The organism is Pseudogemmobacter hezensis (assembly GCF_013155295.1).
Lineage (GTDB): Bacteria > Pseudomonadota > Alphaproteobacteria > Rhodobacterales > Rhodobacteraceae > Pseudogemmobacter > Pseudogemmobacter hezensis.
The window spans coordinates 67,034-89,661 of record NZ_JABJXT010000012.1 but is presented as its reverse complement, the minus strand read 5'-3'; the positions used below and the strand labels follow the sequence as shown (position 1 = coordinate 89,661).

Below are 22,628 nucleotides of genomic sequence, written 5' to 3'. Positions count from 1 at the left end.
GTGATCTGCCACCGTCAGGGGCTGCCCGCATCCGGCTGATCCTGCAGCCGCGCCAGGCTTGCCGCACGGGCCGCCAGCACGATTGCGCTGGCCAGCACCATCGCCACCGCCGCCCCCCAAAGGCCGGTCAGCGGCACCAGGATCAGCGTCAGCCCGGCCACAAGGCACAGGTTCAGGATGTTCAGCGCCGCATAACGACGATCCTGCTCGGCGGCGGCAAGGGCAGAGCTGAACAGATCGCCCACCACCTTCATCGCAAAGCCCAGCAGCAGGATCGGGCAGAGACCGATCCAGGAGGCCAGCTCGGCATTGTCGGTGATCCGCATCACCAGCCAGATCATCGGCAGGCTGCAGAGATAGGCCGCCAGTGTGATCAGAACCGTTTTGCGCAGGCGCAGGCGCAGCCGCAGGTCCTGGCGCAGCCCGGTAACGCCCGCCGCCAGATAAGCCGCCCGCAGCTTCGGCTGGCAGATCTGCACCGTCGAGGCCACGCAGATCACGTAAACCGCGCTCATCAGTGAGGCATAGAAGAAATAGACCCCGGCCGCACTCAGGCCCGCCAGGGCGGTGATCAGAAAGCGGTCGATGTAAAGGCTGCCGCCAAGGCCCAGATCGCTGATCCAGATGCGCCCTGCCCGCCAGCCGATCCGGCGCGGATAGGCCCCCCCCGCCTCCGGGCGCAGCAGCCCGGCCGCAAAGCGGCGCAGATCATGGCGACAGATCAGCGCGATCAGCAGATGGCTGAGCAGCAGTCCCGCCAGCCAGAACCAGGCCAGCGCCCCGATCTGCCGCAGGCCGGGCAAGGCCCAGGCCAGGGCGACAAAAGGCAGGATCCACAGACCCGATCGCAGCAAAAGCGACAGATTGGCCAGATCGGGCCGCCCCCGCGCAATCAGCGCGACCTGGATATCAACGGCCACCATCTCAAGGCAAAGGATCGTCACCGCCAGCAAGGGCAGAACAGGCAAAGCCAGCCAGCCCATAGCATGCGCCAGCAAGACCAGCACCGCACAGACCAGCGCCATCAGAACCGTGCAGCGCAAACGGCTTTGCGCGACCTGCAGCGCCTGATCATGGGACAGGCCAACCAGCTGTCGCGCCATGAAATAATTCAGCCCCAGCCCAAAGACCGAGGGCATCAGCCCCGCCATCCCGACCGCCAGCGCAAACAGCCCGACCTCATCAAGCGTCATATAGCGCACCATGAAGACCGACAGCACAAAGCGCAGCCCCAGCCCCAGGATCCGCAGGCCACCGCTCAGCGCGGCAGGCGGCACGCGCCGCAGCACCTTTGTCAGCCGTGAAGGTGTCGCTGCGTTCATATCCCGCCCGTCCCGCAGATCCATCAGCGGCGCGGCCTTTGCCCCGGGGATGGGTGCCAGGCTATGCCTGCATCCTTTAGCGGATCGCAACCCAGAGTTGTCAAGCCTGCGCACCCCCGGCCAGGGCAGCGCACGCTGCTCCAGGCGCATGTTCATCATCTGGCGACAGATTCTGCGCGAATGCCCGTATTCGCGGCCTTTTGGCCCGGGCGGGCGCATCGCAGTCACAGAACGGGAGCTTGCAGATGGCACTCACAACCAGCCGGATCACCGGCCGCGTCCCCCTTCCCTCGAACGAACCCGCGAAAGCCGCGCAGCTTAGCTTTGCGCTTTCGGGCTGGGATGCCGAAGGCTCGCAGGTGCTGGCGCCGGGCAAGGTCACCGTCACGCTGGAGGAAGATGGCAGCCTGCCCGCCGATTTCGTGCTGTGGCGCAATGCCGGGGGGGCGAGGGCCACCCATTACCAGGTCAGCGCCAGCTGGTCAGAGACCGAGCGCACCACCACAACCCGGCGCGAGGCGAAACTGGGCCGCATCCAGATCGGCAGCGCCGCCAGCTATAGTCTCGCCGAGCTTTTGCTGGCCGAGCCCCCGGCCCCGGCGCAAAGCTGGTGGACCTCACTGACGCAGGATCAATATGACACGATGGCGGCGGCAACAGAGAACCTGTCCGGCTTTACCGAGCCGGGCTATCTGGCCGCCGTCGAGGCCGCCGCATCCGGCACGATCGGCCATGCGACAGCGGCCAATGAGGCCCGCCTTGAGGCCCAGGCCGCAGCCGCAGCCCTGAGCGGCCAGCGCCGCGCCCCGGTGATGATCATCTCTGCCCCCGCCTTTGACGGCGCGGTCGGCGGCACGGTGACCGGAACGCTGCCCTCGGGGCTGGATTACACCGCCTATACCACAGGCGATCAGCTGATGCTGACCATGCCCGCGCATAACCAGGGGGCATTTTCGGTCAATATCAACGGGATCGGTGCCCTGCCGATGCGCATCAATGGCGGCGGTGACACGCCGGCCGCGAATATGTTCCTCGCAGGGCGCAAATATCTGCTGCTGGTTGACAGTTTTGGCGGCACGCCGATCCTGCGCCAGCCGGGCGAGGCATTGATGGGCCCGACCCGGCCCGAAGGGGATTCCAGCTTCAACTGGGCAAATACGATCTTCGTCTCGGGCGCAGTTGCAACGCTGGGGCGCAATCTGCAAACCGAGATGACTGAGGTCGCCCGCTACCCGAATGCGGTGCCGCAGGGGATCGACGATTGCACCGCCACCACAGGCTGGGTGCGGCCCACAGGCGCAGGCGTGGCGCTTGTTACCCGTGACGGTCATCGCTGCCACCAGCTGACCCAGCCGCCCGGCACGCCGACCTATTTCCACATCAATGTGCCGCGCTCTGGCCTGCCGGGGGCGGAACGCGGCACCCTCTCGGCCTCTTGCCTGTTCGAGGCCGAGGCCGCCACCGGAACCGCTGCCCAGACCCGCGTCCTGCTGATGTTCTGGGCCGGCGCCAGCGAGATCACCGCCGCCCGGCAGTCCATGAGCCTGAACACGAATGGCGCGGCGGTGGCCCCCCTGCGCGTCAGCTTTCAGAATGTGGCGATTCCAGCGGGCTGCGACAGCATCCGCCTTGTCACCGATGCCCAGCCCGGCAGCGGGGCCACCGCGCCGCGCCGGGCCTGGGTGCGTGATCTGCTGGTTGCGGCGGGCAGCTCGGCCCTCTGGCGCCGCCGCACTGCCCCTGAGGCGCGGCTGCTCAGCTGGTCGCACCTGCCCGATCTGCCGGGCAGCCCGGCGGGACTGGGCTTCACCGCCACCGGCCTTGACCGGATCGGCAGCGGCCCCTTTGCGGGCTGCTGGGTGATCGGCAGCGACGGCCGCCAGGTTGAGGGCGACGGCAGCCCCTTTGCCGCCCGCATCGCCATCGTGACCGCCGATTTCCAGCGCTGCCTGGTCTCTTACGGGTTAAGCGATCCGGCGCTTGACGGTGTGCAGGGCGTCGCCTGGGATGGCCAGGACAACAGCTTCTGGCTGGCCCGCCCCGGGCTGAAACGGATCGAGCATTACAGCGCCGCCGGGGCCGAGATCGCCGCGGACCGCATCTTGCTGGACGCGCCCGGCTGGGCCGGGGCCTGGAGCGCGCCCAATGGCCTGGCCTGGGATGCGGGCAGCAACCAGCTTTTCGTCAGCGCGGCCAACAGCGCCACCGCCTATCGCATCACAAAGGCCGGGGCGATCCAGGCGACACTGACGCTGGGCACCACAACCCCCGATCACCTGTGCCATGCCGCTGCTGCGGGGATGCTTTATGCCTCATCCGGCAGCAATGGCAGCGACGGCGCGGTGCATGGGCTGGATCTGGTCAGCGGTGCAATCTCGCTGCCATGGCCGCAGCTGACCCGTTGCCAGGCCATTGAGGGGATCTGGGTAGACCACCTGGCCGGGCGGCTTTTCGCGCTAAGCGATGGTGGTTTTCATACCAATGCCAGCCCCGCGCTGAACATAGGCCTGACCTACGCGATTTAAGGCAGGCCCGCGCCATTTGTGAAAACATCAACAGGCAGTCCGGCGGGGCTGCCTGTTGGCTTTTTATCAGCGGCCTACAGCGTGACGGCGCGGGCTTATGCCCGCATCCGGGACAAGGTCTCGCCCGCAGCTTTCAGCAACAGACCCAGATCAACCGCCCCCGCAACGAAGGAATATCCCCAGTCGAGATAGCGCCTCGCATCCTCGGGGTTAGTGGCCAGAATACCGGCGGCCTTGCCGGTATTGCGGATGCGCGCTGCCGTGTCCTGCAGCACCCTTTGCACCTCGGGCGCGCCGGGGCGGCCCAGAAACCCCATCGAGGCCGAAAGATCTGAGGGGCCGATAAAGATGCCATCGACACCAGGCACCGCCGCGATCTCCTCAAGACGGGTAAGGGCGGCAGTGGTCTCAAGCTGCACAAGAACGCAGATCTCCTGATCGGCCACCTGGAAGTAATCGGATGTCAGGCCGAAACGGCTGGCGCGGGTGCCGCCTGCCACGCCCCGGATACCGCCGGGCGGATAGCGGGTGGCGGCGACAGCGGCGGCGGCCTCTTCGGGGGTTTCGACAAAGGGGATCAGCAGCGTCTGCGCCCCCATGTCCAGCGCCCGTTTGATCAGCACCTTGTCATTCCAGGCCGGGCGCACCACCGGGGATGAGGCCCCGGCCGCCGCAGCCTGCAGCAGGGGCTGCACCGCGCCCAGGTCAATCGCCGCATGTTCAGTATCGAACAAAAGCCAGTCGAAGCCGATCAGCGAAAGCGCCTCGGATGAGACCGGGCTGGCCAGCGACAGCCAAAGGCCATGCAGCGCCTCACCCGCCAGCAGGCGGCGCTTGAACGTGTTGCGGGGGGCCTCGATCACCATCACACCCTCACACGAACTGAACCGCGACCGAGCCGAGCGGCCCGAAATCGGCATGCAGCGTGTCGCCCTTCTTCGCCCAGACCGGGCGGGTGAAGCTGCCCGAAAGCAGCATATGCCCCGGCTCCAGCGTCACACCGAAGGGTGCGAGCTTGTTGGCAAGCCAGGCCACCGCCATCGCCGGATGCCCCAACACACCGGCGGCAAGCCCGGTCTCTTCGATCTCAGAGTTGCGGTAGAAAATCGCCCCCGCCCACCGCAGGTCGATATCGGTCGGGCGCACCGGGCGGCCGCCCAGCACCAGCCCCGCCGCCGCGCCATTGTCGGCCACGGTGTCAAAGATCTTGCGCGGCTCTGTCACGCGGGCGTCGATGATCTCGATTGAGGGGATCACCCATTCGGTAGCGCGCAGCACATCGACCAGCCCGACATTCGGGCCCCGCAGCGGCTCTTTCAGCACGAAGGTCAGCTCTGGCTCGACGCGCGGCACGCAGAAATCCTCAAACTGCACTTTCGCGCCATCGGCCAGCACCAGATCGTCGAACATATAGCCGTAGTCCGGCTCGTCGATCTTTGAGGCCGCCTGCATCGCCTTTGAGGTCAGGCCGATCTTATGGCCGATGATCTTCGCCCCGGCTTTCACCTTCGCCTCGGCCACCGCCGAGGAGATCGCATAGCTGTCGGCGATCTCGATATTGGGGAACAACACCGAGGGGCGCTCGCCCTGGATTTTCGTGCGGTGGCTTTCCAAGAGGCCCGCTACAGCCCGGGCGCGTTCTTCTTCGGTCAACATGGGACTGGGCCTTTCAGAGTTTGATGCAGACGTTGCGCAATTCGGTATAGAATTCGAGCGAGTGGATCCCGCCCTCACGGCCGATGCCGCTGGCTTTCGCGCCGCCAAATGGCGTGCGCAGATCGCGCAGGAACCAGGAATTCACCCAGGAGATGCCGACCTCGACGCTTCTCGCGGTGCGATGCGCGCGGCCCAGATTGGTGGTCCAGATCGAGGTCGCAAGGCCATAGGGCGTGTCATTGGCCAGGGCGCAGGCCTCTTCCTCGCTGTCAAAGGGGATCAGCGCGGTGCAGGGGCCGAAGATCTCTTCGCGCACCACCGGGTGATCCTGGGAAAGCCCGGTCCAGACGGTGGGCTGCACCCAATAGCCGCCGCTATAGCCCGCAACCTCAGGCACGCCGCCGCCTGCAAGCGCGGTTGCCCCGCCCTGGCGTGCCTTTTCATAATAGGACAGAACCTTGGCGCGATGCTCGGCTGAGATCACCGTGCCCATGGTGGTTGCCGTGTCAAAGGGATCGCCGAAGCGATAGGCGGCGGCTTTGGCGGCCAGGCCCTCGGCGAAGCGGTCAAAGATATCGCGCTGGACATAGATACGTTCGGTCCCAAGGCAGACCTGCCCGGTATTGGCAAAACACGCGCGGCCAAGGCCTTCCAGCGTCAGGGCAAGATCGGCGTCGTCAAAGACGATGCCCGCATTTTTGCCGCCCAGCTCCAGCGAGACGGGGCGCACGCCATTGGCCGCCGCCCGCATGATCGCCTCACCCGTGCGGGTCTCGCCGGTGAAGGTGATGCCATCGACATCGGGATGCGAGGTCAGGAATTCGCCCGCGGCATCGGGGCCATGGCCGTGAACCACGTTATAGACGCCGGGCGGGATGCCGACGGCATTCATCACCTCGCCCAAAAGCGTGGCGGTGGCCGGGGTTTCCTCAGAGGGTTTCACCACCACCGTATTGCCGCAGGCCAGCGCGGGCGCGACCTTCCAGGTCATCAGCAAAAGCGGCAGGTTCCAGGGGCACACCACCCCGATCACCCCACGCGGCAGGCGCAGCGCATAGTTCAGCGCACCCGCGCCATCCGGCGTGGCCATCTCGAAGGTCTCGGTCGAGGCGGTCAGGATCTGATCGGCAAAGACGTTGAAATTCGCCGCGCCGCGCGGAATGTCGATATGGCTGGCAATCGAGCGCGGCTTGCCGGTGTCGCGGATCTCGGCGGCCAGGAACTCGTCAAAGCGGGCGTTGATCCCATCGGCGAGCTTGCGCAAAAACGCCACGCGCTCGGCCAGGGGCATACGGCCCCAGGGGCCTTTCAGCGCGGCTTTCGCGGCCCCGACAGCGGCATCCACCTCGGCGCGGCCGGCGGCCGAAACCTCGCCGATCACCTCGCCCGTGGTCGGGAAATGATTGGCGAAAGGCGTGGCAGAGCCTTTGACGAACTGGCCGTCGATGAAATTAAGATAGGTGGTCACGGCAAACTTCCTTTCACGCAGTCTTTTCCGGGTCACCAAAGGTCAGGTGATCCCACATCCGCCCGAAGATCCGCCCGGCGCGGGTGGCGCGGGTCTGGGCATCTTCGGCGGAAATCTCAGGCGTATCGGCCAGCCCGGCGGCCAGGGCTGCCAGCTCGATGCGGCACATGTCATCCAGGTAGAAGGCAAGGCCCGTGGCCTCTTCAAGGCTTTCCCCCGCCACCACGCCGCCATTGCCGCGCATCAGAAGGCCCGCGCTGGCCCCCATCGCATCAATCGCGCCGACGGCCTTTTCCTCGTCGCGGATCAGCTGGATATCATCCCAAAGCCCCACCTTCGGCGCGAAATAGGTGCCAAAGCCGTGGCGCATCGCGGGCACGCGGCCAAGGGCTGCCAGCGCCATCACATTCGGCCCCATGAAGCGGATCACGCCGCCGCAATCGGGCCTGCGCTGATAGATCTGCTGATGCAGCCGCACCTCGCCCAACACGCCCTCTGGCAGGGCACCGCGCACCGGAACCAGGGTGCAGGCCTCGCCGGGCAGGATCTGCGCCATCGGTCGCGCCGGGCAGACCAGGAAGTGATCCGCATCCACCCGGGCCGAGCAATGGCCGTAAGCATGGACCAGCCCCGCCCGTCCCAGCGAGCGCGCAGAGATACGCACGGTTTTTGCAAGCGCTTCCATGCTTATTCGTCCCTGAATGCGGCGATATTGGGCTTTGCGCCCCAATGGCAAAAGCCCTTGGGCTCAAAGTGGAACTGACGGTCGCGCCAGAGCGGCTCGTCATGGATTTCGCAGACCCCGGTGGAATATTCGAAGGTCATCCCCTCGGGCCCGGTGAAGTAAAGGAACTGCGCCGAAGAGGTCGGATGCCGCCCCGGGCCGAAGGTGATATTCACCTGATTGTCGCGCACAAAGTTGAAGCTGCGCTGGATGTCATCGGCACTTTCGACCTGGTGGTTGATGTGCTGGATGCCGGATTTGTGGTAAGGAAACAGCGCGATCGAATGGTGGATCGTGCCCAGCCGCATCAGGGGCGCATCACCGATCCGGTCAGAGACGCGGGCATTGCAGACCTGGGTCCAGAAGGCCTCGTCGCGCTCGGCATTGGTGGTGCAAAGGCCGACATGGCTGAAGCCGGTGATCCCGGCATCGCGGGTGCCGTGATAGCGCAGGCCCGACACCGCCGGGCGCACCACGAACTCGATCCCATTGCCGGTGGGGTCATTAAAGCGGATGAACTCGCGCACATGGCGGGCATCGCATTCCACCGCCGAGCCATAATGAACCCGGTGCCCCAGGCTTTCCAGCGTCGCGGCGGCGCGTTGCAGATCGTCATGGCTGCCCAGTTCGAAGGCGGTCACCTGATCATCCGGGTCGCCCTCGAAATAGCACAGCGTATGCTCGCGCTCATTCGATTTGAAATAGGTAGAGCCCTTGCGGCGCTCGGACACCTGCAGGCCAAGAATGTTCAGCGCGAACCATTCCGATCCCGCCAGATCGCGGGTGCCAAGGCGGCAATAGACGACATCCTTCAGCTCGATCATGCTTCTTTCCCTCCGAATTCCGGGGCATGGCACAGCGAGCCCCAGGCGTCGTGTGACCATGTCTGGTTTGCGAACTGGCGGGGCCCCCGTGCCGCGATCTGCGGCCCTTCCTCGGTTTCGGCGGCGTAGCTGAAATAGATCCCCTGCGGCGCTTCGGCAGTGACGAAAATCGCGTTTGAGGTGGGCTGGCGGCCCGGGCCGTGGATCACGGGAACCTGAGAGCGCTGGAAGTGATACCAGCCCTGCATCACATTGTTCAGCCCCTCGACCGCCCAGACCGCACCAAGGATGCCGTCGCGCTGCGACGGGTAAAGCGAGATGCGGTGATGGGCGTCATCAATCGCCAGGAAGGCCGCGTCGCCCGCCCAGTCAGAGATGCGCGCGCCGATGCCGTCGGTCCAGAAGACCTCATTTGCGGACAGGTCGGTGCAGGCCAGCTGCACCGCCTGAAACCCGGTGATGCCCGCATCGCGCGGCCCGTGATAGCGCCAGCCAGAGGTCAGCGGCCGCCAGACCAGCTCGACCGTGATGCCATTCGGGGCGGTGACCGCCAGCCCGGCCTTGACCTGGCGGGCGAGGGCCTCGTCATCATCCAGCATCCGGGGCTGCCAGCGGGCAAGGCGGGTCATGGCCCCCGCCAGATCCTCACGGTTAGCAACCGTCAGCGCCACGGCGGCGGGGCCATCGTCGAGCGTGTAGCACAGCGCATAATTGCGGTCGTCCGAGCGGAAACGGATGGTGCGGTCGTCCTCATCGGCGCGTTGCAGGCCGAAGATGCCGGATGCAAAACCCGCCGCCGCCTGAAGGTCAGGAACCGGAACGCGCAGATAACGAAGGTCGCGGTAAGGATGCGTCATGGTCTGTTTCTCTTTCCTCTGCGGGCCTGATGTCTCAGATCCGGCGCTGTGATCAGCGCGGGTGCTCTGGGGCGTCGGGCGCCGAAACGGTGTTTGCCTGCAGATAGGTCAGCAGGCGCGAGAGGCGCTGGTCGCGGTCCTGCGCGATCTGCGCGACGGGGCGGGGGTCATGCGCGGCCATGCCCTGGACCAGGATCTGCCGGGTCCAGGGATCTAGGCGGGGGGTGCCCAGTTCATCCCACCAGCGCTCGAACTCGGGGCCTAGCGCGTCAAGGCAGCGTTGCAGCCCGCCCTCGGCCCCGGCCAGATGGAACACCCCGGTCGGGCCGACAAAGCACCAGCGCGGCGCAAGGCCCTCATTGACCGCAAGTTCTATATCGCCAAGGCTGGCGACGCCCTCGGCCGCCAGATGCACCGCTTCGCGCCACAAAGCCGCCTGCAGACGGTTGACCAGATGGCCCGCAATAGGGCGGTTCAGCCGCAGGACGGTCTTGCCAAGGCTTTTGTAAAGCGCCTCTGCCTCGTCAAGCGCGGCCGGCTCAGTGCCCGCGGCGCCGCAGATCTCGACGACGGGCATCAGATAGGGCGGCGTGCAGGGGTGACCGATCACCAGCCGTTCGGGGCGCTGCAGGGCCGCCGCGATCTGCGCCGGATCAAGCCCCGATGAGGAAGAGGCGATCACCGTGTCAGGGCGCAGATGCGGCTCCAGCGCCGCCAGCGCGGGCACCTTCAGCGCCAGCTGTTCCGGCAGTGCCTCTTGCACCAGATCGGGGGCGGGGCCTGCGTCAGCGGCACTGACCACCGGGACAGGGGCCTGGGGCGCGGGGACAAGCCGGCCCAGCTGCGCCAGCGCCTGCTGCCCTTCGGCCCAGACACGGGCAAGGCGGGTGGCAAGCTCAGGTGCGGGGTCGATCACCACCACCTGATGGCCGCCCCCGGCAAAGGCCGCAGCCCAGCCGCATCCGACCAGCCCGCCGCCAAGGATCCAGATCCGTGCCATCGCTTACAGCCCCAGATGTTCGCGTTGCAGGGCCTCATCGGCCAGAAACGCCGCCGATCCGCCGTCATGGACCAGCGTGCCGTGATCCAGGATCAGCACCCGCTCGGCCAGTTGCAGCGCCATGGTCATGTTCTGCTCGGCGATCAGCAGCGTGTAACCCTCGCTTTTCAACTGGCCGACGGTGCCGATGATCACCTCTTCAATCGCGCGGGGCGAGAGGCCCTCGCTTGGCTCATCCAGCACAATCGTCTGGGCCTGGGTCAGCAGCGCCCGGGCAATCGCCAGCAACTGCCGCTCGCCACCGCTGAGCGAGGCCGAGTGGAAACGGCGACGCTCAGCCAGGCGCGGGAAGCTGTCGAAAACCCTTTCGCGTGTCCAGCTGCGGCAGGGCTGTTTGCGGCTCCACAATGCGGCCATGTCGAGATTTTCCTCAACCGTCAGATCGGGGAATACGCCCCGCCCCTGGGGCACCAACGCAATGCCCTGGCGGGCGATGCGATGGCTGGCCCAGCCCGTTACATCCGCACCATGAATGGTGATCTGACCAGAGACCTGCGGCTCCATTCCGAAAAGCGCGGTGGCAAGCGTCGATTTGCCCGAGCCGTTGCGCCCCAAAAGCGCCACCGCCTCGCCCTTCTGAAGGGTAAAGCTGATGTCATGCAGCACCTGGACGCCGTCATAGCCTGCCGAAAGGCCGGATACCGCAATCGCGGTGGCGGTCTGGGCCGAAAATGCCTGAGCGGTCATTGCACCGCCTCCTTTCCCTTGCCGAGATAGGCGGCCTGCGCCCCTTCATGGGCGCGGATGCCATCGGGTGTGTCGCAGGCGATCATCCGGCCCAGATCCAGCACCGCCACCCGGTCACAGACCGCAAAAACGATGTCGAGATCATGGGCGACCAGCACCAGCGAGGTATTGCCGCAAAGTGTGCGGATCACCTCGATCAGATGCTCGCCCTCGGCCTTTGACAGGCCCGCCGTCGGCTCGTCCAGCAGCAGGAGTTTCGGCTCCATCGCCAGCGAGATCAGCACGTCAACGATCCGCTGATCCCCGTAGGACATCGACGAGACGACGCGCCCGGCGCGATCTGCCATGCCCGCCTTGCGCAGGATCTCCAGCGCTTTGGCATCTGCGGCGGCCAGGGCGGCACCGCTGCGCCACCAGGCATAGCCATGCGTCCGCGCCCGCAGCGCCAGCGCCAGGTTCTCCATCACGCTAAGATCCGGGAAAACCATGCTTTTCTGGAAGGTTCGCACGATCCCCATCCGCACCCGCTGGGCGGTGCGCGTCTGGGTGATGCGGTTGCCCTCAAACACCACCTCACCGTGGCTGGGGCTGAGAAAGCCCGTCACGATGTTGAAAAGCGTGGTCTTTCCGGCGCCGTTCGGGCCGATCAGGCCCATGGTCTCGCCCTGTTTCACCGTCAGGTTCACATCGGTCAGAACCTTCAGCCCGCCAAAGGCGATGCCGACATTCTCAATGCGCAGAAGATCGCCGCTCATTGTTTGCCCTTTCCGCCAAAGAGGCTGCCAACGCCATGGACGATGCCGCGCGGCATGATCATCACGGTCAGCACGAAGATCAGGCCCACAACCAGCTGCCAGCGGTCGGTATAGGAAGAGATATAGGTCTGGATGCCCAGGTAGACCGCCGTGCCGATAAAGGCCCCGTAAAGCGAGCCGACGCCGCCGATCACCAGCATCACGACCATCATCGCCGAGAAGGTCCATTGCATCGAATTGGGCCCGATATACTGGTTGACGAAGGGATAGAGAGAGCCCGCCGCCCCGGCAATCGCCCCCGAGGCCAGCAGCGCCATCATGCGGATGCGGGCGATGTCATAGCCAAGCGCGCTCATCCGCAGCTGACGCTCGCGGGTGCCGATCAGGGCGCGCCCGATGGGGGCATTCACGAAGGAACGTGCCACAGCCCAGGCCGCGAAGGCCAGCACGGCTGCCGTGACGTAAAGCGCAAAGCTTGAGGACAGATCGAGTTTGGTCACGCCCAGATTCAGGCTCAGCGTTGGCAGGCCCCGCATACCATCCGCGCCGCCGGTCACATCGCGCCAGTGGAACGCGATCTCCCAGAAGATCTGGCCGACGATCAGCGTCAGGATCAGGAAGAAAAGCGCGATGGTGCGCATCACCACGATGCCGGTGATGAAGGCCATCACCATGCCCGTCAGGGTGCCGATCCCCACCATCAGCGTCAGATCCGCCCCAAGCGAGCGCGAGGCCACCGCCGCCGCATAGGCCGCACCGCCAAACAGCGTCGCATGCCCCAGCGAGACCAGCCCGCCATAGCCAACCAGCAGATCAAGGCTGAGGACGGCGGCGCCAACGATCAGGATCTCGGCGACAAAGCGCAGCTGGTAATCGCTGGCCACCAGCGGCAGCAGCGCCGCCAGCACGGCAATCACCCCCAGGGCCAGGATCTGACGGCTGGGCGCCGGGGCCCTGCCATTCGCGGCATCCTGCAGTTTCACGGTATCGCTCATACCTGCCTCACTTTCCGTGCAACAAGGCCCTGCGGCGCGATGACCAGCATCAAAGCCATGATTGCCAGCGCTGCGACATTCGACATTTCAGGGATCCAGACCTTGGTGAAGGTCATGGTAAAGCCCAGCAAAAGCGCACTGAGCACGGTGCCGCGGAAGGTGCCCAGTCCCCCCACAACCACCACGATCAGGGCAAGGATCAGCTGTTCCTCATCAAGGCCGGGATAGGCGGAAAGGACCCCTGCCCCAAGCGCCCCGCTAAGCCCGCCAAGACCGGCGGCCACCGCGACCACGATGGTAAAAATCCGTTTGGTATCCAGCCCCAGCGTCTCGACAAAGCGGCGATCGGTCACACAGGCCCGCACCACGGCCCCCCAGATCGTGCGGTCGATCACGAACCATAGCGCAAGTGCCAGCACCGCACCGAAGACGATGATGAACAGCCGGTAGATCGGGAAGGGCATGTCAAAGACAAAGATCACCCCGCTGAGGATCTCTGGCAGCTCGGGCGAGGCGATCTGCGCCCCAAAGCCCCACCGCATCAGATCGGCGAAGATCACCGAAAGCCCATAGGTCAGCAGCACCTGCATCAGGTGGGTGCGGGTGTAGAACTGGCGGAACGGAAACCGCTCAAGCACCAGGCCCGCCAGCGCCGAGGCCAGGAAGGCCACCGGGAAGGCCAGCCACCAGGGCGCACCGCTGCCCAGCCACCAGATAGAGACATAGGCCCCCAGCAGAAAAGACGAGCCATGCGTCAGGTTGACGAAATTCAGCAGACTGAGCACGACCGAAAGGCCAAGCCCCGTCAGCATCAGCAGCATTGAGAAGGAAAGGGCGTTCAGGATCTGAACGAGATAGAAGGACATGCCGAGCCTCTTCTGGATCAGGCTGTGATTGGGACAGGAGCGCGCAGACCCTCTGCGCGCCCTGCCATATCAGGTGGGGCGGATCAGCTATTGCAGCAGATCAGACGTCAGATCAGGCGGTGGGCCCCGGATCCTGCACGCCCTGATAAGTGTGGATCACCTGGTTGACCGGGCCATCCGCGCTTTCGGTGATCTCATTGACATAGATGTCCAGGATCGCCTGATTGTTGCGCGGATCAAAAGACATCGGTCCAAAGACCGTATCGACCGGCAGGGCCAGCAGATTTTCCTTCAGCTGGTCTTTCGCGGCCACATCCCCCCCGACGCGCTCAAGCGCGGCTTTGATGACCTGCGCCGTGACATAGCCCGCAGTGCCCATCTCGCCCGGCAAAACGCCCCGCCGCGCCAGATAGGCGGCCGAGAATGCCTGCGATGCGGGCGCGGTCGGCGATTGGTTGCAGGTGTTCAGCCCGCCAAGCGCCGCATCTTTCACCGTCGCAATCACGTCTTCCTGGTCAAAGAGCGCACCACCGCCCAGCACTTTGACTTTCTCATGCAGACGGTAATCTTTCATCTGCCTGAGGAAGCGGACCGCATCCGAACCTGCGAAGAAGGAATAGATGAATTCGGGCTGCACGCTGGCAATGGCGGTCAGCAGCGGCCCGAAATCAGTGGTGCCCAAAGGCGCCCAAAGCTGTTGACCGACCGCGCCGCCCTGAGCGGTATAGGTCTCGACAAAATCGCCGATATATTCGCGCCCGGCCGCATAATCAGCGCCGATGGTAAGGCAGCCGGTTTTCGAGATTTTCTCTGCCGCCCAAAGCCCCGCCGTATGGCCCAGCATCCAGTTCGTCTTGGTCGGGCGGAACACCAGCGGGCTGGCCGCATCGCGCGCCAGCGCATTTGCAGACCCCGCCGAGATGAAGGTCAGCGCCTCGGCCTCGGTCACCACATCGCGCACCGCCAGCGCCACCGCCGAAGAGATCACGCCCGAGACAATATCAACATTGTCCTGGCCGATCAGCTTGCGGAATTTGCGCACGCCCTCATCGGGTTTGGCCTGATCATCCTCGACGATCAGCTCAATCCTGCGGCCGGCGATCTCATTGCCATATTCCTCAAGCGCCATGACGATGCCATCGCGCATCGCCTCGCCCAGGCCCGCAAAAGGCCCCGAAAGCGAGGTCACCATGCCGATCCTCAGTGATCCATTGGCGGCCTTTGCGATCAGCGGCGCGCCCAGCATCCCGGCAAAAGCCGTCGCGCCACCAGCGGCAATAAGCCTGCGGCGCGTGATTGCGTCTTTCATTGTCATTTTAATCCTCCCTGGCAGCGGCTCCCCTTCCGCTGGTTGGGATGGAACACAACCTCAGCACGACTGTCAATATAATTTCGAAATTTTATGAGGCGCCTCACGAAAACCCCCACAAATACGGCAGTTTTTCTCACATACGGCCACCATCGCGGTTGAAATATCGAAAATAATGCCTTCTATTGGCAGCAGGAACCAGCCGGAGCCGATACAGAATGACTTCCGCCAGCCCCGCCAGAAGCCTGTCAGACCGCACATATCTGCAGTTGCGCGAAGATATTGTCGCCGGAAAGCTGCAGGCCGGGGCCAAGCTGAAGCTGGAAGGGCTGATGCAGGATTACGGTGTCGGCATGTCGCCCTTGCGTGAGGCGCTGGCGCGGCTGATCGGCGACCGGATGGTCACCACTGAAGCACAGCGCGGCTTTTGGGTCGCGCCGATGTCACTGGCCGAGCTGGACGATCTGACGCGGGTGCGCAGCCTGCTTGAAACCGAGGCGATCAGCTCTGCGATTGTCAAAGGCGATGCGGCCTGGATGCAAAGCGTTACCGATACCTTCAGCCAGCTGGCCGATATAGAGGCGCAGCTGCCCGCATCCGCCGAGGCCCTGACACCGCAGCTGCTGGAGGCATGGGAATCAAGCAACCGGGCCTTTCATGCCTCGCTGGTGGCGGCAGCGGATTCGCCAATCATCATTCGGTTTCGGCAGCAGCTTTACCAGCAGTCAGAGCGCTATCGCCGCGTCTCGCTGACGGCGTCGCGCGGCTGGCGCTCGGTCACAGAAGAGCATCTCGCCATCTATGAGGCCGTGCGCGACCGCAACGTGCTGCGCGCCTGCAAGATGACCGAGATCCACCTGACCCGCACCGCAGATGAGGTGCGAAAGGCCTTCGCGGCGGCCAATCCAGAGCGGTTCCTCGCCGCCACCTGAAAGCGGCAGATCGGGAAAAACGCGCGGGCGTGCGGGGGGCAGGTGCAGCCCGCAAGGCACCCCGCATGCACCTTGCGGATACCGCCCCGATCTGCAACCAAAGCCGGGCCAGACGGTCGCATCGCCGCGCCATTGAGAGATCCCGCCCATGCGCCTTAAATCCCCTTGGAGCCCCCATCTGACCGATGGCCCCGGCACCACCTCTGACCGTCTGATCACCGCGATTTCCGATGATATCCTGGCCGGCCGCCTGGTGGATGGTGACCGCATGCCCGCCCATCGTGACCTGGGCTGGACCCTGCAGATCGGCGTCGGCACCGTCACCAAGGCCTATGCCGCGCTGGAGCGCCGGGGGCTTTTGCGCAGCATCAAGGGACGGGGCACTTTTGTCTCGGCGGTGGAATCGCGCAAAGGGCCGATGATCGATTTCTCGGGCAATGTGCTGCCGCATATGATCAGCGACCGCCTGTTGTCGCGCAGCCTGTCGATCATCGCCCGCAGGATCGACAGCGACCGCGTCAATCTGCGGCCGCCGCCTACGGGCCACGACGCCCATCGCAGGCTTCTGGCGCATTGGCTGGAAAGCATCGGCGTCCCGGCCCGTCCCGATGATATGGTGCTGACAGGCAGCGGGCAGCAGGCGCTGTGGCTGGGGTTTGACATGCTTTGCGGCGGGCGCGGCCTGATCATCACCGAGCGGTTCAGCTATTCCGGGGCGATTTCGCTGGCACGGCACCGGGGCCATCCGCTGCGGGCCGTTGCCATGGACGCCGAGGGGATGTGCCCGGCGGATCTGGATCGCGTCCTGCACGCAGAGCGTGACAATCCGAAACAGCGGCTGGTCTATGTCACCCCTGACACCCACAACCCGACCACCAGAACCATGGGCCTTGCCAGGCGCCATGAGATCATCCGCATCTGCAGGGCGCATAGGGTTCCGATTGTCGAGGACGGCGTTTACAGCCTTGGCTCTGACCCGTCCCGGCCGCCCCTTGTCAGCCTGGCGCCAGAGATCGTGCTGCATGTTTCCAGCTTGTCGAAAAGCCTCAGTGCCGGGCTGCGGCTTGGGGTTCTGCTGGTGCCGCCCGACCGGGTGGCGGCTGCAACCGCAACGCTGGTGGCCCTGCCGCTGACCGCCTCGCCGGTGGATTCGGCGCTGATAGAGCAATGGCTGCTGAACGGCGTGGCCGAGGAATTGCGCGCTGCACTGCGGCTGGAGGCGGCGCGGCGCGGTGCAATCGCGCGCACCATCCTGGACGGCCACCAGCTGATCGGGGCGGATAGCGCGTTCCATCTGTGGCTGCCGATGCCCGCCCACGAGGCCATGGCTTTCGCCAGCGCCGCCCAGTCGCTGGGAGTTGAGGTCACATCCCCCCAGACTATCATGACAGATGAGGCGGATACCGAAAGCGGTATCCGCCTCTGTCTGGGGGCCCCTGCGGGGGATGACCTGACGCGGGGCCTTTCGCTTCTGGCGGGGCTCAGAAGCGAAAGGCCGGGGCGCAAATCAGCGCTTACCAGCGGTGGCGGGCGGTCAGCGTGACCTCACGGCCATCGCCATAGCGGCAGGTCGTGTAATCGCAATCGGCATAGTCTTTGTCGAAGAGATTGGTCGCGTTCAGAGAAAGGTCGAAATTCTCCCTCACCTCATAGCGTACCAGCAGGTCAACCAGCGTATGGCCGAGGATCTCGCGCGGGATGCCCGAGGCGCGGGTATCCCCCTTAAAGCGAACCCCGGTGCCGATGGTCAGGCCCTCGACCCCCATCTGTGCCAGGTCCCATTTCAGCCAGAGCGCAGCCTGGTGGTACGGCGTATCCTCGCTGCGGCGACCAATTTCCGCGGCATCCTCGCTGCGGGTGATCCGCGCGTCGGTATAGGCGTAAGAGGCCGTCATCGAAAGCGCATCCGTCAGATCGCCACGCGCCTCCAGCTCAAACCCCTTTGCGCGGCGCTGGCCGATCTGGGTCAGATCACCGGCAAGGTTGCGGGCCACGACATTGTCCTGGGTCAGGTCATAAAGGCTGGCGCTGAACATCATATTGCTGCCAGGCGGCTGATAACGCAGGCCAATCTCGAACTGCTCGCCCAGCATCGGCTCAAAATTCACCGCCTCGGTATATTCCGAGACCGCCACCGGGAAGAAGGATTGCGAGAAGCTGATATAGGGCGAAAGGCCATTCTCGCCCTCATAGACCAGGCCTGCGCGCCAGGTCGTGCGCTCGGATTTGCGCTCATGCGTGCCGGCAAGGGCCTTATAGCTGAAGGTCTGCTCGACCCAGTCATGGCGCAGGCCAACCAACACATTCCAGCGCTCGTCAAAGCGGATCTGATCCTGCAGATAGACGCCGTGCTGGGTGATATCGGTCTCGCTGCCGCGATTGCGGGCTGGGTCGCGGTTGATTGAGAAGGTGACGCCGTAAACCGGATCGTTCAGGTCGATTGAGGGCGCGGCCGCGCGGAAATTGTCAGAGTTGAACCGCGTTTTCTGGAAGTCATAGCCGACCAGAACCTCATGGCTGAGCGCGCCGGTGGTGAAGCCGAAGCTGAGGTTCATGTCATGCGTGACACCCCGGGCGCGGTCATGACGATCACTGTACTGGCGGGCCAGAATGCCGGTATTCATCACATTGGCAACCGCCGCCGCCCCGGTCTGGGCCATCAGATAGCGCCAGTCGAGATCAGATTCGTAATAGCGCGATTTGACCGACAGCCGCATGTCATTGGCGAAACGATGGCTGAACTCATAGCCAAGCGCCATCATGTCGCTTTCCATATGGTCATAGCCCGGCTCGCCGATGAAGGTGCCGCGATCCAGAATGAAGGGCCCGCTGCCGATCCCCTCGATGATCCCATAGGGCAGTGGCGCGGGAAAGCGGGTCTTGCTGTTCTGCCAGAAGCCCAGAACCGTCAGCGAGGTGTCCTCGGTCGGGGCCCAAGTCAGCGAGGGCGCGAAATACAGCCGGTCGTCATTGACATAATTGGTTTCCGTATCGCTTTCACGCGCCAGAACCGTCACGCGGTAAGACAGCGTCTCGGAAAGGCGATTGCTGAAATCACCGGTGATCTGCCTGCGGCCATGTGTTCCGACCTCGACGCCCAGCTCATGGAAGGGGGTTTCGGTCGGCCGCTTTGAGACCGCATTCACCATGCCCCCCGGCGAAAGCTGGCCGTAAAGCACCGAGGCCGCGCCGCGCACGACATCGACCCGCTCCAGCCCGAAAGGCTCTTGCGTGCCGTCATAGGAATTCACCTGCAGGCGCATCCCGTCGCGCAAAAGCCCGCCGGTGCCTGCCTCGACATCAAAGCCCCGGATCCGGAAGCGATCCGTCGCCCGAGCGAAACTCCGAGAGGGCGATGTGAAGCCCGGTGTGTATTTCACCGCATCCCCAAGCGTCAGCGCCGCCCGGTCACGCACCTCATCTGCCGTAACCACCGAGACCGATTGAGGCGTCAGATGCAAAGGCGTGTCGGTTTTCGTGGCCCCGGCGCTGGATCCGGCCAGATAGCCGGTCACAGGGGCCGTTGACGCGCCATTGACCTGCAGCGTGATCGTTCCCAATGCAGCGCTTTCCGCCTCTGCCCACTCCTGCGCCTGCAGATCCGCGGTGAAAAGCGCCAGGAAAGCCGTCGACAACAGCAGCCCCTGCAGGACAGGCTGGGCAAGGCGGAACGGGGATCGGTTTGCATAAGGGGCCTCCTGAAAGACAGAGCAGCGCTTGACGCTGGCAGGGGAATCCTGACAAACAACGTCAAGAATTTCCCTGCGGCTAGCATGTGAAACACTTCGATAAAATCATCAAAGTGTCCCATGACACTATTTCAGACCCGGGCGAGGTGTCTGAGCGGCATGACTTCTGCTAGAGTCCTGCCCCGGCACATGCCCCCGGATATGATCAGACGGAACACTGTGGCGATACTTGAGGTTCAGGGCCTGAAGGTGATGCGCGGCGGGCGCACCATCTTGCACGATATCAACGCCCGCATCGCGCCGGGCTGCGTCACGGCGCTGATCGGGCCGAACGGCTCCGGGAAGTCGACGCTGATGGCGGCGATGGCCGGGATGCTGCCGCCTGCGCAGGGGCGCGTCATGCTGAATGGCACCGATCTGGCAAAACGCAGCAGGCGGGATCTGGCGCGCGAGCTGTCCTTCCTGCCGCAGCAGCTGCTGGCCCCTGACGGGCTGACCCTGCGCGAGTTGCTGGTCCAGGGGCGGTTTCCCCGGCGCGGCTGGCTGAAGGCCTGGACGCCGCGCGACGAAGAGGCCGTGACCCGCGCCGTAGCCCTTTGCGACCTTTCCGGGCTGATGGATCGACGTCTCGACAGCCTTTCGGGCGGGCAGCTGCAGCGCGGCTGGATCGCCATGACCCTGGCACAGGACACCCCGGTCATCCTGCTGGATGAGCCGACCACATTTCTGGATATCGCCAGCCAGCTGAGCCTGCTGGATCTGCTGGCAAACCTGCGCAAGGACGGGCGCACGATCATCACCATCCTTCATGATCTGAACCAGACCGCGCAATATGCTGACCAGCTGATCCTGATGCGCGACGGCCATGTCGCGGCCCAGGGCCCGACCTCTGAGGTCTTTACCGCCCAAACGATCGGGCAGGTTTTCTCGGTCGGGGCGCGAATGCTGCCGGATCCGGTGACAGGCCGCCAGATTTGCCTGCCCGCCTCGCTGCCGCCTGCCCCTTCGTCTTCCGCCGACCAGATGCAAAGCGATGGCTGATCTGCGCCATATCCCGGCTTTTCTGGCGCTTGCGCTTGGCCTTGCGATTGCGGGGCTTTTCCACCTGCGCCTTGGCGCAAGCCCCCTGTCCTGGGCCGAGGTCTGGGGCGCGGTAACCGCCTGGCAGCCGGAGAACCCCGCCCATAACATCGTCATCGAAATGCGCCTGCCGCGACTGTTAAGCGCGCTGACGGTCGGGGCGGCGCTTGGCCTTGCGGGGGCATTGATGCAGGGGCTGACCGGAAATCCGCTGGCAGAGCCGGGCCTTCTGGGCATCAACAGCGGCGCGGCTTTCTTTGTCGTGACGGGCCTTTTGCTGGTTCCGGGCAGCACGCTTTCCATGCTGCCCTGGCTGGCCATCGCAGGCGCAATCTGCGCGGCGCTTTGTGTCGTTCTGAATGCGGGCCGCGCGGTAGGCTCGGCGCGGCTGATCCTGGCGGGGGTAATGACGGGGGCGCTTTTCTCTGCCCTGACCATCGGGATCCTGATCCTGGATCAGCAAGGGATTGAGACATTGCGGCGCTGGCTGACAGGCTCGCTGGCTTTTGAAAGCGCGGGGATGCGGCAGATGGTGACACCCTTCATCCTGCTGGCCGCCGTGATCGCGGTCGCCAATATCCCGGCGCTGAACCTCTTTCGGCTTGGCGATCAGGCGGCGGGGCTGATGGGGCTGAATGTGGCGCGGTTTCGGCTGACGCTATTGCTGGCCATCGTGCTGTTGGCGGGCGCATCGGTGGCGACTGCCGGGCCAATCGGCTTTGTGGGGCTGGTGGCACCGCATCTTGCCCGGCTGATCTTCGGCACCGATTACCGCCTTCTTTTGCCCGCAGCCACCCTGATCGGCGCGGGGCTTCTGGTGCTGGGCGACATCCTGGCCCGCCTGGCGGTTCGCCCGCTGGAGCTGAACACCGGCATCGTCACTGCGATCATCGGCGCCCCGGTCTTTATCTTCCTTGTCGTGCGGAGGGTGAAATGAGCGCCGCCGCAAGGCCGCTGCTGCTGCCCCTCGCGGGGGCTGCGCTGGCCGGGCTGACGCTGCTTGCCATCTTCGCGGGTCGCTATCCGCTTGGCCTGTCAGATCTTGCGGCTGTGGCCATGGGCGGGTCAGAGGATCCGATGCTGCGCACCGTTCTTTTCGAGTTCCGCCTGCCCAGGATCCTGCTGGCCATGTCCTGCGGCATGGCGATGGCGCTGTCGGGGGCGGTCTTGCAGACACTGACCCGCAATCCGCTGGCCGCGCCGGGGCTGATCGGAGTCGAGGCCGGGGCCAGTATCACGGTGCTGGCGGCGATGGTGCTTTGGCCAGGCGCGCTGGCCGTCGGGCTTTATCCGCTGGCGGGTTTTACCGGCGCGATTGCGGTGGCGGGAACGATTGCGGGCCTGGCATGGCGGCAGGGGGTGTCGCCCCTGCGTCTTTTGCTGGTCGGCGTTGGGGTGACGGCGCTTCTTTCGGCGTTTTCAGACCTGCTGATCACCTATGGCCGGATCGAGCGCGTCGAATCCGCGCTGCTCTGGCTGTCGGGCCGCCTGCACCGCGCCGCCTGGGATCAGGTGCAAAGCCAGATCATCTGGCTGATCCTGGCCGGGCTGCCGATCCTGCTGCTCTGGCGGCATTTCGACCTGTTCCAGTTGGGCGACAGCCTCGCCGCCAGCCGTGGGCTGAACCCTGCACGGTTCCAGATCGCGGCGCTGTTTCTGTGCACCATGCTGACCGCCTCTGCCGTCGCCAATGTCGGCATGATGAGCTTCATCGGCCTGCTCGCGCCGCATCTGGCGCGGCAGCTGGCGGGGGCGATCATCGTGCTGGCCGCCGATACCATCGGCCGCAGCGCCTTTGCCCCTGTGCAGATCCGGCAGGGCTGGTCGTGGCGGTCATCGGTGCGCCCTATCTGCTGATCCTGCTGTCGCGCAAAGGAGC

At 64.9% G+C, this 22,628-nt stretch carries 20 protein-coding genes; 6 read left to right on the top strand and 14 right to left on the bottom strand.

Annotation, left to right across the window (positions count from 1 at the left end; genetic code table 11):
* Positions 1-14: 14 nt before the first annotated feature.
* Positions 15-1,322 (bottom strand): lipopolysaccharide biosynthesis protein, encoded by a 1,308-nt coding sequence (locus tag HOY34_RS14210; protein ID WP_172363965.1) that lies wholly within the window; start codon positions 1,320-1,322, stop codon positions 15-17.
* A gap of 245 nt (positions 1,323-1,567) precedes the next feature.
* Here HOY34_RS14210 and HOY34_RS14205 point away from each other — a divergent pair, with 245 nt between their 5' ends.
* Entirely contained in the window at positions 1,568-3,847 is a 2,280-nt protein-coding gene (locus HOY34_RS14205; protein WP_172363963.1) for a hypothetical protein, read from the top strand.
* 95 nt (positions 3,848-3,942) lie between these two features.
* On the opposite strand, the gene HOY34_RS14200 is transcribed toward HOY34_RS14205, so the two are convergent.
* The 12 genes from HOY34_RS14200 to HOY34_RS14145 all read right to left on the bottom strand — a co-directional run bounded on the left by HOY34_RS14200 (position 3,943) and on the right by HOY34_RS14145 (position 15,054).
* Positions 3,943-4,713: an HpcH/HpaI aldolase family protein gene (locus HOY34_RS14200; protein ID WP_216654760.1), complete on the bottom strand. Its 771-nt coding sequence runs from the start codon at positions 4,711-4,713 to the stop codon at positions 3,943-3,945.
* Positions 4,714-4,720: 7 nt separating this feature from the next.
* The gene (locus HOY34_RS14195) at positions 4,721-5,503 is read right to left on the bottom strand and encodes a fumarylacetoacetate hydrolase family protein (protein ID WP_172363961.1); all 783 of its coding nucleotides are present in this window, start codon (positions 5,501-5,503) and stop codon (positions 4,721-4,723) included.
* A 13-nt stretch (positions 5,504-5,516) separates the two neighbouring features.
* Positions 5,517-6,971: a 2-hydroxymuconic semialdehyde dehydrogenase gene (locus HOY34_RS14190; protein WP_172363959.1), complete on the bottom strand. Its 1,455-nt coding sequence runs from the start codon at positions 6,969-6,971 to the stop codon at positions 5,517-5,519.
* 13 nt (positions 6,972-6,984) lie between these two features.
* On the bottom strand, positions 6,985-7,656 hold the full coding sequence (locus HOY34_RS14185; protein ID WP_172363957.1) for a class II aldolase/adducin family protein: 672 nt from the start codon (positions 7,654-7,656) through the stop codon (positions 6,985-6,987).
* Between the two features lie 2 nt (positions 7,657-7,658).
* The gene (locus HOY34_RS14180) at positions 7,659-8,519 is read right to left on the bottom strand and encodes a VOC family protein (protein WP_172363955.1); all 861 of its coding nucleotides are present in this window, start codon (positions 8,517-8,519) and stop codon (positions 7,659-7,661) included.
* Positions 8,516-9,376, bottom strand: a complete 861-nt coding sequence (locus HOY34_RS14175) for a VOC family protein (protein ID WP_172363953.1) — start codon at positions 9,374-9,376, stop codon at positions 8,516-8,518. Before HOY34_RS14175 ends, HOY34_RS14180 begins: the two co-directional genes overlap by 4 nt.
* Before the next feature lie 52 nt (positions 9,377-9,428).
* Positions 9,429-10,376: a 3-hydroxyacyl-CoA dehydrogenase family protein gene (locus tag HOY34_RS14170; protein WP_172363951.1), complete on the bottom strand. Its 948-nt coding sequence runs from the start codon at positions 10,374-10,376 to the stop codon at positions 9,429-9,431.
* A gap of 3 nt (positions 10,377-10,379) precedes the next feature.
* Positions 10,380-11,123 carry an ABC transporter ATP-binding protein gene (locus HOY34_RS14165; RefSeq protein WP_172363949.1) on the bottom strand — a complete coding sequence of 248 codons (744 nt, stop codon included), beginning with the start codon at positions 11,121-11,123 and terminating at the stop codon, positions 10,380-10,382.
* Entirely contained in the window at positions 11,120-11,878 is a 759-nt protein-coding gene (locus tag HOY34_RS14160) for an ABC transporter ATP-binding protein (RefSeq protein WP_172363947.1), read from the bottom strand. The genes HOY34_RS14165 and HOY34_RS14160 overlap by 4 nt, the downstream gene beginning before the upstream one ends.
* Positions 11,875-12,873, bottom strand: coding sequence for a branched-chain amino acid ABC transporter permease (locus tag HOY34_RS14155; protein ID WP_172363945.1), 999 nt, complete (start codon positions 12,871-12,873; stop codon positions 11,875-11,877). Before HOY34_RS14155 ends, HOY34_RS14160 begins: the two co-directional genes overlap by 4 nt.
* Positions 12,870-13,739: a branched-chain amino acid ABC transporter permease gene (locus tag HOY34_RS14150; RefSeq protein ID WP_172363943.1), complete on the bottom strand. Its 870-nt coding sequence runs from the start codon at positions 13,737-13,739 to the stop codon at positions 12,870-12,872. Before HOY34_RS14150 ends, HOY34_RS14155 begins: the two co-directional genes overlap by 4 nt.
* A 112-nt stretch (positions 13,740-13,851) precedes the next feature.
* Positions 13,852-15,054, bottom strand: coding sequence for an ABC transporter substrate-binding protein (locus HOY34_RS14145; protein WP_216654759.1), 1,203 nt, complete (start codon positions 15,052-15,054; stop codon positions 13,852-13,854).
* Positions 15,055-15,266: 212 nt separating this feature from the next.
* Between HOY34_RS14145 and HOY34_RS14140 the strand changes: the two genes are divergently transcribed.
* Both HOY34_RS14140 and HOY34_RS14135 read left to right on the top strand, forming a co-directional pair.
* A complete protein-coding gene (locus HOY34_RS14140; protein WP_172363941.1) occupies positions 15,267-15,980 on the top strand; it encodes a GntR family transcriptional regulator in 714 nt (237 codons plus the stop codon).
* 148 nt (positions 15,981-16,128) lie between these two features.
* Positions 16,129-17,523 (top strand): aminotransferase-like domain-containing protein, encoded by a 1,395-nt coding sequence (locus HOY34_RS14135; RefSeq protein ID WP_172363939.1) that lies wholly within the window; start codon positions 16,129-16,131, stop codon positions 17,521-17,523.
* Here HOY34_RS14135 and HOY34_RS14130 read toward each other — a convergent pair.
* Complete coding sequence (locus tag HOY34_RS14130) at positions 17,495-19,615, bottom strand: TonB-dependent siderophore receptor (RefSeq protein ID WP_216654758.1); 2,121 nt, start codon at positions 19,613-19,615, stop codon at positions 17,495-17,497. The two genes, HOY34_RS14135 and HOY34_RS14130, sit on opposite strands and share 29 nt — an antisense overlap.
* 255 nt (positions 19,616-19,870) lie before the next feature.
* On the opposite strand from HOY34_RS14130, the gene HOY34_RS14125 reads away from it, so the two are divergent.
* The 3 genes from HOY34_RS14125 to HOY34_RS14115 are packed head-to-tail and all read left to right on the top strand — an operon-like array spanning position 19,871 to position 22,606.
* The gene (locus HOY34_RS14125) at positions 19,871-20,710 is read left to right on the top strand and encodes an ABC transporter ATP-binding protein (protein ID WP_172363937.1); all 840 of its coding nucleotides are present in this window, start codon (positions 19,871-19,873) and stop codon (positions 20,708-20,710) included.
* Positions 20,703-21,686: a FecCD family ABC transporter permease gene (locus HOY34_RS14120; protein ID WP_172363935.1), complete on the top strand. Its 984-nt coding sequence runs from the start codon at positions 20,703-20,705 to the stop codon at positions 21,684-21,686. The genes HOY34_RS14125 and HOY34_RS14120 overlap by 8 nt, the downstream gene beginning before the upstream one ends.
* Positions 21,683-22,606, top strand: coding sequence for a FecCD family ABC transporter permease (locus HOY34_RS14115; RefSeq protein WP_216654757.1), 924 nt, complete (start codon positions 21,683-21,685; stop codon positions 22,604-22,606). Before HOY34_RS14120 ends, HOY34_RS14115 begins: the two co-directional genes overlap by 4 nt.
* Positions 22,607-22,628 lie beyond the last annotated feature (22 nt).

Excerpts from the sequence above, each read along its gene's own strand:
- HOY34_RS14210 (WP_172363965.1), bottom strand. The coding sequence starts at position 1,322 with ATGAACGCAGCGACACCTTCACGGCTGACAAAGGTGCTGCGGCGCGTG.
- HOY34_RS14205 (WP_172363963.1), top strand. The coding sequence starts at position 1,568 with ATGGCACTCACAACCAGCCGGATCACCGGCCGCGTCCCCCTTCCCTCG.
- HOY34_RS14200 (WP_216654760.1), bottom strand. The coding sequence starts at position 4,713 with ATGGTGATCGAGGCCCCCCGCAACACGTTCAAGCGCCGCCTGCTGGCG.
- HOY34_RS14195 (WP_172363961.1), bottom strand. The coding sequence starts at position 5,503 with ATGTTGACCGAAGAAGAACGCGCCCGGGCTGTAGCGGGCCTCTTGGAA.
- HOY34_RS14185 (WP_172363957.1), bottom strand. The coding sequence starts at position 7,656 with ATGGAAGCGCTTGCAAAAACCGTGCGTATCTCTGCGCGCTCGCTGGGA.
- HOY34_RS14180 (WP_172363955.1), bottom strand. The coding sequence starts at position 8,519 with ATGATCGAGCTGAAGGATGTCGTCTATTGCCGCCTTGGCACCCGCGAT.
- HOY34_RS14175 (WP_172363953.1), bottom strand. The coding sequence starts at position 9,376 with ATGACGCATCCTTACCGCGACCTTCGTTATCTGCGCGTTCCGGTTCCT.
- HOY34_RS14170 (WP_172363951.1), bottom strand. The coding sequence starts at position 10,376 with ATGGCACGGATCTGGATCCTTGGCGGCGGGCTGGTCGGATGCGGCTGG.
- HOY34_RS14165 (WP_172363949.1), bottom strand. The coding sequence starts at position 11,123 with ATGACCGCTCAGGCATTTTCGGCCCAGACCGCCACCGCGATTGCGGTA.
- HOY34_RS14160 (WP_172363947.1), bottom strand. The coding sequence starts at position 11,878 with ATGAGCGGCGATCTTCTGCGCATTGAGAATGTCGGCATCGCCTTTGGC.
- HOY34_RS14155 (WP_172363945.1), bottom strand. The coding sequence starts at position 12,873 with ATGAGCGATACCGTGAAACTGCAGGATGCCGCGAATGGCAGGGCCCCG.
- HOY34_RS14150 (WP_172363943.1), bottom strand. The coding sequence starts at position 13,739 with ATGTCCTTCTATCTCGTTCAGATCCTGAACGCCCTTTCCTTCTCAATG.
- HOY34_RS14145 (WP_216654759.1), bottom strand. The coding sequence starts at position 15,054 with ATGACAATGAAAGACGCAATCACGCGCCGCAGGCTTATTGCCGCTGGT.
- HOY34_RS14140 (WP_172363941.1), top strand. The coding sequence starts at position 15,267 with ATGACTTCCGCCAGCCCCGCCAGAAGCCTGTCAGACCGCACATATCTG.
- HOY34_RS14135 (WP_172363939.1), top strand. The coding sequence starts at position 16,129 with ATGCGCCTTAAATCCCCTTGGAGCCCCCATCTGACCGATGGCCCCGGC.
- HOY34_RS14125 (WP_172363937.1), top strand. The coding sequence starts at position 19,871 with ATGATCAGACGGAACACTGTGGCGATACTTGAGGTTCAGGGCCTGAAG.
- HOY34_RS14120 (WP_172363935.1), top strand. The coding sequence starts at position 20,703 with ATGGCTGATCTGCGCCATATCCCGGCTTTTCTGGCGCTTGCGCTTGGC.
- HOY34_RS14115 (WP_216654757.1), top strand. The coding sequence starts at position 21,683 with ATGAGCGCCGCCGCAAGGCCGCTGCTGCTGCCCCTCGCGGGGGCTGCG.